Genomic DNA, 12,788 nt, shown 5'->3' with positions numbered 1-12,788 from the left:
GGATTCATAGAAAGAGTGGAGGCACACATGAAAAAGGCTTTTGGTTTTTTTATTATACTTCTTTCCTTACCTGTTCTATGGTGGATTAGCACAAACATACGAACAGAAATCAATACCGCACAAGCACATGAGGAACAAATTACACAGGCTATTCATTTACCTGAAGTACAACCTCAGCTTCCTGTAACACTTACGGACCAAAATGGGCAAACATTTAGTGAGGAATATGTCGAATGGCGGCAGCCACTAACATTACAAGAAATTCCACAAATTGCCCAGGAAATATTCATTGCAAGTGAGGATGCCGACTTCTACGAACACATCGGCTTTGATTTAAGTGCTATTATGCGTGCAGTAGTCGCCAATTCAAATACGAGTGCTAGCTCACAGGGTGGCAGTACGATTACACAGCAGCTTGTTCGAATGCGTTATTTATCTGATGAAAAAACATATGAACGAAAATTAACCGAACTTTTTTATGCTTATGAATTAGAAAAAGAGTTCGATAAAGAAGCAATTTTAACGATGTATCTTAACGAGTCCTATTTTAGCAATCAAGTTTACGGAATTGGTGGAGCAGCCACTTATTATTTTCAAAAGCCACTCCAGCAATTATCAATAGCTGAAATTGCTTTTATTGCAGCAATTCCTAACAACCCGTCACTTTATAACCCTTTAAAAAACTTTGATCAAACTAAAGCACGTCAAGAACGCTTATTAGATACACTTGCCGTGAAAGGTAGCATTACTAAGGAAGATGCGACGACTTATAAGGGAGAACCTATTACATTGCATATTAAGGATAAAATACAAAGCTATCCTATGTATGGCACTTACGTTCTTCAAGAATTAAAATGGTTAGTTGCAGAAAAAGAAGGCTATGCGGATCGACTTAACAATACAGACAATGAGGAAGAAAAGAAAAAAATTAAGACACAATTAGACAATCGACTTGATACATTATTTCAAAATGGACTCATAATTAACACTGCATTGGATCCACAAAAACAGCAGCATGATGAGCAACAAATGACCGCTACCTTAGGTGCCGGTTCATTGCAAGCAGCAGGTGCTGTTATTCACAACCAATCCAGAGAGATCGTTAGCTTATATGCAGGAAAAAACTATGAAAAGTTTGATTATCATCGCGCATTTCAAGGAACACGTCAGCCAGGTTCCGCCTTTAAGCCACTGGCCGTCTATGCTCCTTTCTTTGAAACAACCACACATACACCGGATTCAATTGTAAATGGTGGTAGTTATTGTGTCGGATCCTTCTGCCCTCAAAACTATGGGGGGTACAAGTATGGGGATGTGTCGCTACGCACTGCGTTTCGACATAGCTATAATACATCGGCACTGCGACTCTTCCAGACAGTTGGCGTTGATACAGCATTTCAATATTTAGATCGCTTCCATTTCCGCTCCATTGTAGAAAAGGACTATAATTATGCCGCTTCCTTGGGCGGGCTTACTTATGGTGTAACAGCATTAGAACTAGCAGATGCCTATACAAGCTTTATTGATGGATCTTATGTTCTAGCCCATAGCATTCGTAAAGTTACAGCTTTAGATGGAACAGAGCTCTATAGTTGGGATACACAGCGTGATCAAATTTGGTCTCCTAAAACAGTAAAATACATGCGTGAGTTACTTGCCGATGTTGTGATGAACGGTACGGGACAGGGAGTCTACAGTAATAGCAGCTATGTTGGTGCCAAAACAGGGACAACGAATGACTATCGAGACTATTGGCTTGCCGGACTTAATGATACCTATACAGCTGCCGTATGGATTGGATATGATAAGCCTCAATCCATGCAAAAATTAGAAGAATACAAAATTCATCATCAATTATTTAATGTTTTACTTGAGTAAGATAAGTGGTTTGGATGTAATGATCACAAAAGGGAGCAGAAAGAGATTTTCTGCTCCCTTCAGACTGTAGACAAACTCGAAAAATTGGAGTGTTTGCCTACAATCTTTTTTTCTTTTACATTCAAATAAAAGAAAGCCTTTGATTTCCACTACGGATGGGGTCGAGCTGCTTCCTACGCTTTCGCACAGAAAACATCTGCTCAGTCCAGAATCTCGACTTCCCCCATTCCCCGCAGAAGTCACAGCCCTTCATTCGAATCAACTTACCCATTAATGTAAAGCTTGGACGTGCCATGCAAAATAAGAAGTTGCCTATGCTCGAACAACATGTAGTCATTCACCAAATAGTCACTTGAACATAAGAAAAACCATCGAGATTGAGCCTCTCGATAGTTTTTGCCTACGGTATGCATTTATTGGGCAAATGGTAGACTTGCTAAAATACCATTATATAGTTTCAATACAACATACACGATGAATGTTAATAGAATTGTCCACATAAAAAGTTCAAAGATTAATAGACCGATTGTGCCGCCCATTGACATAAAATGACTCATTTTGTAAATAAGATAAATGAAATATGTAAAAACAGTGAGGACAAAAATTCCTATTAACACATAAATAAATTGGATTGCAAATGCTGAACACATAGCACCAATAAACAAAATGATATAGCCGCCTCGCGCTTGGCTAACAGTTGCACCATCGTTGTCTTTTGAAAAAAAGAGCATTCCTAACTCATGGATGGTTTCTCCTACTAGTTTGAGTGCTGAAAATAGCATAAAAAAAACAACAGCAAACACTATGAGTAAGAATACACGTAATTCAACATCAGATAAAAACTCTCTCATTCCTGAATATACACCGATCGCTCGAAAAATCTGTAAAGATTCTCCAACTGCATACATACCAAATGTCAAACTAAACAATAAAATTGTAATTAATGGTAAATAACCGTAGATATATGGATTCTTCATAAAAATTTTTTTCCTCTATTTTTCTTGATAACTTCCTATTTATAATATAACGAAAATTCTTCCACTACCGCAAGCTAAATCCCAATAGTACGTATGCATTCCCAATTAAAGTACGTTATAATTGATTTACTTACCTGCATAAAGGAGGGTTTTTTTGTTACAAGTACTTTATATTTTCATTCCAATGCTTGCTGCAATCTTCGTACCATTTTTATATAAAAGCATAAAAAATATTCATACTGGCTGGTTTGTTCTCGCTGTTCCAGCTACGCTCGTAGTTATTTATGCATCCTATATTGCACAAGTAGCTAAAGGTGGAGTTTTTACCGCTAAACTTCCTTGGATTCCATCGCTTGATATTTCCTTCGTCTCCTATTTGGATGGCCTTAGCTTATTATTCTCGCTATTAATTACTGGAATCGGATCTTTAGTTGTCCTCTACTCCATTTTTTATTTAGATAAACATAAAGAAAAATTACATAATTTTTATGTTTACTTACTGTTATTTATGTCTGCCATGCTTGGAGTAGTACAGTCAGATCATTTAATTACACTGTATTTCTTTTGGGAATTAACGTCCATTTCATCATTCCTGCTCATTGGTTATTGGTATAACCGTGATGCATCACGCCTTGGCGCACTAAAATCAATGATGATAACAGTCGGCGGCGGCTTAATGATGCTAGGTGGATTTGTGCTTCTCTACTTAATGGGTGGAACTTATTCCATTCGAGAGCTAATTATTATGGCACCGAATCTAGTTGATCAACCTTTATTTACATGGTCGCTTGTTTTATTACTTCTAGGAGCATTTACAAAATCTGCACAATTCCCATTCTATATTTGGCTACCAGATGCAATGGAAGCACCTACACCAGTCAGTGCATACCTACATTCTGCCACGATGGTCAAAGCAGGTATTTATTTAGTAGCACGCTTTACCCCAATATTTGCGGCCTCTGAGCTCTGGGTATGGCTTGTAACAGGTATAGGTATTTTAACTTTATTCTGGGGTTCCTTCTTTGCAGTCAAGCAAACGGACTTAAAAGGAATTCTAGCCTTCTCGACAGTTAGTCAACTTGGACTTATTATGTCACTACTTGGGGCAAGCGCAGTGGCGTTTCATGCGAATGAATCAGTAGATACCATTAAATTCGCGGCATTTGCTGCGATCTTCCATCTCATTAATCACGCAACATTTAAAGGTAGCCTATTCATGATTGCTGGGATTATCGATCATGAAACAGGAACGCGTGATATTCGAAAATTGGGTGGGTTAATGAGTATTATGCCTATCAGTTTTACAGTTGCGGCGATAGGAAGCTTATCGATGGCTGGTCTTCCACCATTTAATGGCTTCTTAAGTAAAGAAATGTTTTTAACAGCCATGCTCTCCCTTCAAAAGTTTGAGCTCTTTGGCTTTGATACATGGGGAGTGCTCTTCCCAATCATCGCTTGGATTGCTAGTATTTTCACATTTATTTATAGCTTTTATTTTGTTTTCCGGACATTTAATGGCAACTACAAACCAGAGCAATTACCTCATAAACCACATGAGGCACCTATTGGAATGCTAGTTTCTCCAATGCTTTTAGCGGGATTAGTTGTGTTCATATTCTTTATCCCGAATTTTATTGGTGATACATTTGTCAAACCGGCTGTTCTAGCGATTCAGCCATTTTTATACGAAACACCACAAGATATTGACATACATGTAGCAGCTTGGCATGGGGTCAACCCAGAACTTCTCATGACGATAGGAATTATCATTATTGGGGTACTGCTATTTGTTTCACTACCGAAATGGCAAGGAATGTATCAGCGATTCCCAAGGGCTTTCACTTTGAATAATGCTTATGACAAAATTATGCAGGGGTTAGATGTTGGCTTAAATCGCCTCTCTCGACTCTATATGACGGGCTCAATGCGTCATTATTTACTCTATATGTTTAGTGGTATTGCTGTTATCGTCATTGGTTCGCTTTTTGTGAAAAATGCCTTTAGTCTTTCATTCCAAGGGACCGCTCCGATAAGACCCTATGAAATTATTTTAGTCGTGGTTTTATTAATTGGAACAGCTATCACCATACTAGCTAAATCGCGGTTAACCGCCATTATAGGTCTTGGCTCTGTTGGATATACGGTAGCATTATTCTTTGTTATTTTTAATGCACCAGATTTAGCCTTAACACAGCTTGTTATTGAGACCATATCTGTTGCCCTCTTCTTATTGGCATTCTACCATTTGCCAAAGCTTGGTAAACGAGAAGAGCGTATGAGATTTCAATTAAATCGAGCTGTTATATCCATTGCAGTAGGTGTCATGGTAACACTTGTCGCACTATCTGCTCATTCGCAAAAACTCATTCCTACTATTTCTAAGTACTATGAGGAAACCGTTTACTCTTTAGCGGGCGGAGGAAATATTGTCAACGTAATTTTAGTAGACTATCGTGGCTTTGATACATTGTTTGAAATTACAGTACTCGCTATTGCTGGAATGGCTATCTTTGCAATGATTAAATTGCGTATGAATAGAAAGGAGAAAACACATGAAAACAAATGATGTGATAATACAATTTACGGCTAAAATTGTATTCTTCATTATTTTCTTCTTCTCCATTCATATTTTTTTAGCAGGTCATTACACGCCGGGTGGTGGCTTTGTTGGAGGGCTTTTAACCTCCAGTGCCATCGTGCTATTAGTGTTAGCGTTTGATATCCGTACTGTACGCCATATTTTACCTATTAATTACACGTATTTAACGGCTATTGGTTTATTATTAGCCCTTGCTACTGCAGCATTCCCTATGTTTGTGGGCGAACCTTTTTTTACTCATTTCTTTGATTATTTTGATTTACCGCTTCTAGGCAAACAGTCTTTACACACGGCTATGCTTTTTGATAGCGGTGTCTATCTGGTTGTTGTCGGTGTTACGATGACCATTATTCAAACGATTGGAGAGGATGAATAATGGAAATAATTATGGCCTTTGTCATTGGCTTCCTCTTTATGGCAGCTGTCTATTTAATTTTATCAAAAAGTTTATTACGAATTATTATTGGTACAGGACTTTTAAGTCATGGTGCTCATCTACTTATATTAACGATGGGTGGTCTTGGTGGTGAGGCTCCACCCGTGTTAAACGAAGGAGCCAAAACTTTTGCAGATCCATTACCTCAGGCACTGATCTTAACTGCTATTGTAATTAGCTTTGGCGTCACGGCGTTTTTCCTAGTGCTGGCATATCGTTCCTATCAGGAGCTGCAAACTGATGATATTAGCTTAATGAGAGGAAGTGATGAGGATGAATAACTTCCTACTGCTGCCTATCATCATTCCGTTTTTCTTCGGTATGATTTTAATGTTTGGGCAAAAAAATTTAATGTATCAACGAACATTTTCATTACTTGGAATCGGGATCTCCTTGATCACTGCCGTTTCACTTCTAATGAAAGTGAAACATGATGGTATCCAAAAGGTCACTTTCGGAGATTGGCCAGTTCCTTATGGCATTACAATGGTTTCTGATATGGTATCCGCATTGCTCGTGACAACGACATTGTTAATTGCCTTTTTTGTTGTTTGGTATGGCTTTGGTTCTATTACGAAGGAACGTGAACGATTCTTTTATTACCCTGGAATCATGTTTATTTTAACTGGGGTTAATGGGGCCTTTACTACAGGTGATATTTTTAACTTATTCGTTTTCTTCGAAGTATTATTAATGGCTTCTTATTTACTGATCGTCCTAGGTGGCGAGAAAGGGCAACTGAAAGGATCGATTAAATATATTTTAATTAATGTTATTTCGTCTGCCCTATTTGTCATTACTGTAGCCTTTTTATACTCGGTTGTAGGAACATTGAATATGGCTGATATTGCCGTTAAAATAGCTGAAATCAATCAACCAGGTATCATTACCGTTATAGCTGTACTCTTTTTAATGGTATTTGGATTAAAAGCAGCCATTTTCCCATTGTATTTTTGGCTTCCTACTTCGTATGCAGCGGCGCCTATACCTGTACTAACATTATTCGGTGCACTGCTCACAAAGGTAGGTGTCTATGCGATTACACGTACCTATACATTATTCTTTGTACACGATCTATCCTATACTCATGATCTATTGATGGTACTTGCCATTGCTACAATTGTGGCTGGATGCATCGGGGCACTCGCTTACTTTGATGTCAAACTTATTATTATCTACAATATTGTCATCGCCGTAGGGGTTATTTTATTTGGTGTCTCACAAATGAATGAAGCTTCCTTAAAGGGAGCAATGTTTTATTTAGTACACGATATGCTCATAAAGGCAGCACTCTTTATGTTAATCGGTATAATCATCTACATTACAGGTACATCTGATTTGCGGAAGATGGGTGGTCTGATGAAAAAATACCCGGCACTTGGTTGGTGTTATTTAATTGCAGCATTTGGCTTAGCCGGAATTCCACCACTTAGCGGATTTGTTGGCAAACTATTGATTGTACAAGGTGGCTTTGAAGCGGGTAATATGTGGAGTAGTATTTTCATATTAGCGTCCTCGTTGCTCGTTCTACTATCCGTAATTCGTATCTTCATCTATGCCTTTTGGGGCGAGGAAAAAGAAACGAAGGGCATCGTTGACAAATCTATCTACAAAATGCTGTTTATGCCCTCAGCCCTTTTAGTACTTATTTCTGTCGCATATGGTGTTGGTTCCGAATGGATGACGCCATTTATGGACGATGCAGCAAAACTTTTAAATGATCCATCTATCTATATAGATGCTGTGATGAAGGGGGATTAACGCTGTGGCATTTCAAATGATTTTAAACTTTGTACTTGCCTTCGTATGGATGTTCCTATCCTCTAATTACACAGCAACCGGCTTTATTATTGGGTTCTTAATGGGCATCATTTTACTCATAATAATGCGAAGATTTTTTAGATCTCGTCTTTATGTCTACCGCCTATGGGCCCTTTTAAAATTAACTTTGCTGTTCTTTAAAGAATTAGTATTAGCGAATGTGCAAGTCCTGAAGGTAGTATTAAAGCCTAAATTGGACATGCAGCCTGCCTTTTTTGCTTATCCTACTGTATTAACAGAAGACTGGGAAATCACATTATTATCCAGTCTTATCACTTTAACGCCAGGAACTGTAGTCGTACATGTATCGGATGATGCTAAAACACTATATGTACATGCTATTGATATTAATGATGTGGATGAGGCTGTTGCTTCCATTCGAGATTCATTTGAGAAAGCGATTTTGGAGGTGAGTAAATCATGACAACATTTATTATAACGGTCATTGTAGTGATTTGCTTATCGATGATTGCGGTCATTTATCGGATGATCAAAGGACCTTCTGCATCTGACCGTGTAGTCGCTTTAGATTCACTTGGTGTCTCTCTTATTTCCTTGATTGGATTATTTTCGATTTTAGTGGAAACAAGCTTCTTCCTTGAGATTATTTTATTGCTAGCGATTTTATCATTTATCGGTACAGTTGCTTTCTCTAAATTCATAGAGAAAGGAGATATCATTAAACGTGACAATTCTCGCTAATAGTTTAGTTATCTTTTTCATTTCTATTGGAGTACTTTTTATTGTCGTCACAGCTATTGGGCTTATCCGCCTACCTGATTTATATACACGAGCACATGCTGCCTCAAAAAGTGCTACACTTGGTGTCATGTGTGTACTAATTGGTGTATTCTTTCACTTTTGGCTAATCGAAGATCATTTTAATCCACGTATATTACTAGGAATACTATTCCTCTTCATCACTGGCCCTGTTGGAGGACATATTATGACTCGCTCCTCTTATATTGCTGGTGTCAAGCCTTGGAAAGGGACAGTACGTGATGAATTAGGCCCTGAAATTGACAGAATGAAAAAAGAACAGGACACACAATAAGACATATAAAAAATCTGCTCAATCGTTCTGAACGAGCAGATTTTTTTATTTGTTTATTATATATACCCTTTGGAAGTTAAAATACTAGTCAACTGTTGCACACATTCTTCTATCGTATGATGTTCAGTATCTAAAATAATTTCAGGGTTTTCTGGTTCCTCATAAGGGGCGCTAACACCAGTGAAATTAGCAATTTCTGCTTTTCTCGCTTTTTTATATAGGCCTTTGGGATCCCGTTTTTCACATGTTTCTACTGAACACTTTACAAAGACCTCGATAAATTCACCATCTTCAACAAGTGCACGGACCACCTGACGATCTTCTCGATAAGGAGAAATAAATGCCGTTAATACAATTTGACCACTTTCTATAAAAAGCTTCGAAACTTCCCCTATACGACGAATATTTTCTTTTCGTCCTGCCTCCTCAAAACCTAAATCCTTGTTTAGGCCATGACGGACATTATCGCCATCCAATACAAAGGCTTGGTTGCCCCTTTCATATAATTGGCGGGCAAACGCATTGGCTATAGATGATTTTCCTGAAGCAGACAAGCCCGTAAACCATAAAATAAAGCTTTGATGTTTATTTTGGGATCGACGCTCCTCTTTTGTAACGGAGGCTTCATGCCAAACAATATTCGAACTCATTTGACTACCTCCTTTTGCATGCCTTTTATTAATACATCTACTACCTCTTTACGGCTAAATGTACTTGGTGGTACTTCCCCATTACGTAGCATCTCTCGTACTTTTGTTCCTGATAAAATAATATGGGCAGAGCTATCGTGTGGACAAGTTTTTGTTGTAGCCATTCCTTCACATTGCTGACAATAAAAACTATGCTCGAACTTTAATGGAACAATCCCTAATTCATCTTCCGTAAACTGTTCAAAGATTTTTTGTGCATCGTACGTGCCATAGTAATCCCCTACACCGGCATGATCTCGACCGACGATAAAATGTGTACAGCCATAATTTTTTCTTACAAGTGCATGGAAAATGGCCTCTCTTGGTCCTGCGTAACGCATAGCAGCCGGAAACACTCCTAATTGCACACGATTTTCAGGATAGTAATTTTTTAATAGAATCTTATAGCTCTCCATGCGGATAGCCGCAGACACATCATCCGACTTTGTTTCACCAACAAGAGGGTTTAAAAATAAACCATCAATCGTTTCAAGTGCTGCCTTTTGGATATATTCATGCGCTCGATGCACCGGGTTACGCGTTTGAAAGCCAACAATGGTTTGCCAACCCTTTGAAGCAAATAGTTGACGGGTTTCCACCGGATCAAATGAATAGGTAGGAAACTTTTGTGCCAGACGTTTGATTAGAGTAATTTTCCCTCCGACATATATGGCAGGACGTTCATGTAGCTTGTGAACGCCAGGATGTGCGAGATCCTCAGTACCATATACGAGTAATGCCTCTGTTCGCTTATTCGGCTCAAAAATATCAGCTACCTGAATAACGCCATAAGTTTCACCTTGGTAGACTAATTTTACCTCTTCGCCAGGTTGTAATGTTGCTGCCTTCTCTTTCGTCACAGGGAGGGTAATTGGAATACTCCATACTATACCTGATGCTAATCGACTTTTTTCCACTACAGATTCATAATCTGCTTGTGTTAAAAAGCCTTCGATAGGGCTGTAGCCACCTATGGCAATTAACTCTAAATCACTCAAAGAAATGGCATCCAGCTCAATCTCCTTATGAATAGATGTCATCTCCTTTTCGGGATGGAAAGCTTGCACAAGAAACCCTCCATGTGGTTGTAAACTCATATAATCTCCTCCTAATTCTAGTTAAATACTAAGTTTAATAGTTGAAATGTATGAAAGATCAATGATGTTGTAACACTAGTGTAATTAAATACCCTCTCCTGCATCATATATGGATTGCTCTTCCTCTCGCATTGTACGCATTAAACTAATAACTCCAAGCGTTCCAACAATAATGCTGCCATTCAAAATAATTGCATAAAGATCTTTTTCTAAAAATAACTGCACTAAAAAATAAGAAATGGCTAATGAAAAAATTGGGGATACAACCCATATACGAATAATCTTTTTCACAATATGCTTATGGAAAATTTGTTTTCCGTTCTTCGCCATACCCATTCCGATAATAGAGGAAGATGTTACTTGCGTTAGTGGCACTGGAAGTCCAAAAATGGAGCTTATACCAACAAGGAGCGCACCCGTACTTGAAATTAAAATACCCTCTGCCTTTTGAAACCGCATAATTTTTTTTCCGTTTGTTTCAAGAACTCGTTTTCCAAGTAGGATGGCTCCTATAGCGACAAAGGCACCCCCAAGCATAATGCCGATAGTAACATCCATCATGCCAGCACCTACTAGCGGTCCAACTGCATTCGCAACATTATTCATACCTGCCGAAAAGGCTTCAAAAAATCCTGCTAATACGAGTAGAACCGTTAAAATTGGATGATCTTTTAGTAGCCCCCTATGCTGTAATTTATATAACAACTTTCCACATATAAGGGCTATAACAAAAGCTATAAGTGGGACGATAACCCAAAAGGACATGATGACAAGTAAAGATTGAACGAATAGCACTTTATAAGCCATTCCCACACCAACGACTGCACCGACGGTCACCTCACTCGTAGATAAGGGGATGCCTAGAAGGTTGGAAAAAAATAAACTGCTCGTTGCAGAAATTAAAATAATGATGACAATTTTCACCGTAATATATTCCTGAGGCATAATGCCCGAGCTAATCGTTTTGACTACTTCTCCTCCGCCTAAAACCGCTCCACTATAAACGCCTATGGCGCATAACAATAATGCTTGCCAAGCCTTTTTAATAGCTCCGGCCCCATAAGCAACTCCCATTGAAGCCGCTGCTCCACTTGCACCTATATTCATTGCAAAAAATAAACTAATAGCTATGGCGAAATATTCTAGCATGGCATTACTCCTTTATTCATGTAACCCACATTCCGTCTTGCCTGAGCCTTGCCATCTACCTGAACGTAAATCATCCATCGTAAACGCCGGCTTCGTACAATGCTCACAGCCGATACTTGGATAGCCTTGATCGTGCAAAGGATTGTATGGCAAATTATGTTTTGAGACATATCGCCAAACATCCTTCCATGTCCAATGGATAAGTGGGCAAACTTTAATCGACTTAAATTTATCATCACGATTAAGAAAATTTGTCTGTTGACGTGATGGCGATTGTTCACGACGTAAACCGGATATCCAAGCCTTTGTACCTGAAAGGGCTTCATGTAAAGGCTTAATCTTGCGTATAGCACAGCATTGATTTGGATCTGACTTCCATAGTTCATCACCATATTGGGCCGCTTGTTGTTCAAGTGTAAGTGAAGGCTTTTTCATCACAATGTTTAATGGTGGATATTTTTCCTTTACTCGCTGGATCGTTTCATAGGTCTCTTTAAAATGGACATCTGTATCTAAAAAGACAATGGTTGCATCTGGTCTTACCTTTGAAATGAGATCAATTAAAACTATGCCCTCTATCCCAAAGCTACAGGCATAGACAATTTCATTCCCATACTCTTGATAGCTCCACTGTAAAACCTCTAATGCTCCCTTATACGTTTCATCAACCTGAAAATTAATGTTTGGTTCTTGCCAATTTGCATGTGTTAACATTGAATCCCCCTCATAGCGAAAAAAGGCGTTCTAACAAAAGACACCCAAAAACATGTCTTTGTTAAAACGCCTCTAGTTTGACTAGCCAGCTCATTATTCAACGATTTTTCACTAGTAATTGCTACCTCGTTCTATAATCGTTTTTTCTTATTACCAAATATATACTAAAGTACACCAAGCAGTCAACTAGGTTTTTGAAATATCTTATGCAATAAACCCATTTTTGACACTCTTAGTTGCATAAGATAAATGATAGCTAGGTAAATCACCCTTATTTTCAACATTCCACAATTCCTTGTTGACTAATAGGAAATATATGTTTAATGTATTATCTACAAATACCAAAATGCTGATCAGAGGATCTGAAGGCCATC

13 protein-coding genes are annotated in these 12,788 nt (G+C 38.4%); 8 read left to right on the top strand and 5 right to left on the bottom strand.

The genetic code is table 11. From position 1 onward, the window contains the following. Window positions 1-27: 27 nt before the first annotated feature. Window positions 28-1,878 carry a transglycosylase domain-containing protein gene (locus C9J29_RS16665; RefSeq protein ID WP_107922473.1) on the top strand — a complete coding sequence of 617 codons (1,851 nt, stop codon included), beginning with the start codon at window positions 28-30 and terminating at the stop codon, window positions 1,876-1,878. Window positions 1,879-2,291: 413 nt separating this feature from the next. Here the strand turns inward: C9J29_RS16665 and C9J29_RS16660 are convergent, their stop codons facing one another. Beyond that, on the bottom strand, window positions 2,292-2,855 hold the full coding sequence (locus tag C9J29_RS16660) for a DUF5366 family protein (RefSeq protein WP_008178131.1): 564 nt from the start codon (window positions 2,853-2,855) through the stop codon (window positions 2,292-2,294). A gap of 154 nt (window positions 2,856-3,009) precedes the next feature. On the opposite strand from C9J29_RS16660, the gene C9J29_RS16655 reads away from it, so the two are divergent. From C9J29_RS16655 to mnhG, 7 genes are read left to right on the top strand one after another with little or no spacing between them, the layout of a single operon-like run. Next, window positions 3,010-5,421 carry a Na+/H+ antiporter subunit A gene (locus tag C9J29_RS16655; RefSeq protein WP_107922472.1) on the top strand — a complete coding sequence of 804 codons (2,412 nt, stop codon included), beginning with the start codon at window positions 3,010-3,012 and terminating at the stop codon, window positions 5,419-5,421. Beyond that, entirely contained in the window at window positions 5,408-5,830 is a 423-nt protein-coding gene (locus tag C9J29_RS16650) for a Na(+)/H(+) antiporter subunit B (RefSeq protein WP_008178127.1), read from the top strand. The genes C9J29_RS16655 and C9J29_RS16650 overlap by 14 nt, the downstream gene beginning before the upstream one ends. Then, complete coding sequence (locus tag C9J29_RS16645) at window positions 5,830-6,171, top strand: Na(+)/H(+) antiporter subunit C (RefSeq protein ID WP_008178124.1); 342 nt, start codon at window positions 5,830-5,832, stop codon at window positions 6,169-6,171. The genes C9J29_RS16650 and C9J29_RS16645 overlap by 1 nt, the downstream gene beginning before the upstream one ends. Beyond that, window positions 6,164-7,651, top strand: coding sequence for a Na+/H+ antiporter subunit D (locus C9J29_RS16640; protein ID WP_008178123.1), 1,488 nt, complete (start codon window positions 6,164-6,166; stop codon window positions 7,649-7,651). Before C9J29_RS16645 ends, C9J29_RS16640 begins: the two co-directional genes overlap by 8 nt. Window positions 7,652-7,655: 4 nt before the next feature. After that, window positions 7,656-8,135, top strand: coding sequence for a Na+/H+ antiporter subunit E (locus C9J29_RS16635; protein ID WP_008178121.1), 480 nt, complete (start codon window positions 7,656-7,658; stop codon window positions 8,133-8,135). Beyond that, on the top strand, window positions 8,132-8,413 hold the full coding sequence (locus C9J29_RS16630) for a Na(+)/H(+) antiporter subunit F1 (RefSeq protein ID WP_008178119.1): 282 nt from the start codon (window positions 8,132-8,134) through the stop codon (window positions 8,411-8,413). Before C9J29_RS16635 ends, C9J29_RS16630 begins: the two co-directional genes overlap by 4 nt. Continuing rightward, window positions 8,397-8,765: a monovalent cation/H(+) antiporter subunit G gene (gene mnhG, locus C9J29_RS16625; protein ID WP_008178118.1), complete on the top strand. Its 369-nt coding sequence runs from the start codon at window positions 8,397-8,399 to the stop codon at window positions 8,763-8,765. The genes C9J29_RS16630 and mnhG overlap by 17 nt, the downstream gene beginning before the upstream one ends. Window positions 8,766-8,821: 56 nt before the next feature. On the opposite strand, the gene cysC is transcribed toward mnhG, so the two are convergent. The 4 genes from cysC to C9J29_RS16605 form a co-directional block, all read right to left on the bottom strand. Then, window positions 8,822-9,415, bottom strand: a complete 594-nt coding sequence (gene cysC, locus C9J29_RS16620; RefSeq protein ID WP_008178117.1) for an adenylyl-sulfate kinase — start codon at window positions 9,413-9,415, stop codon at window positions 8,822-8,824. Further along, the gene (sat, locus tag C9J29_RS16615; protein ID WP_008178115.1) at window positions 9,412-10,551 is read right to left on the bottom strand and encodes a sulfate adenylyltransferase; all 1,140 of its coding nucleotides are present in this window, start codon (window positions 10,549-10,551) and stop codon (window positions 9,412-9,414) included. The genes cysC and sat overlap by 4 nt, the downstream gene beginning before the upstream one ends. Window positions 10,552-10,635: 84 nt before the next feature. Beyond that, the gene (locus C9J29_RS16610; protein WP_089986177.1) at window positions 10,636-11,700 is read right to left on the bottom strand and encodes an inorganic phosphate transporter; all 1,065 of its coding nucleotides are present in this window, start codon (window positions 11,698-11,700) and stop codon (window positions 10,636-10,638) included. Window positions 11,701-11,712: 12 nt separating this feature from the next. Further along, on the bottom strand, window positions 11,713-12,414 hold the full coding sequence (locus C9J29_RS16605) for a phosphoadenylyl-sulfate reductase (protein WP_008178112.1): 702 nt from the start codon (window positions 12,412-12,414) through the stop codon (window positions 11,713-11,715). Window positions 12,415-12,788 lie beyond the last annotated feature (374 nt).

The sequence above is a fragment of the Lysinibacillus fusiformis genome (assembly GCF_003049525.1).
GTDB classification, from domain to species: Bacteria; Bacillota; Bacilli; order Bacillales_A; family Planococcaceae; genus Lysinibacillus; species Lysinibacillus fusiformis.
This window is presented reverse-complemented; position numbering and strand designations above follow the sequence as displayed.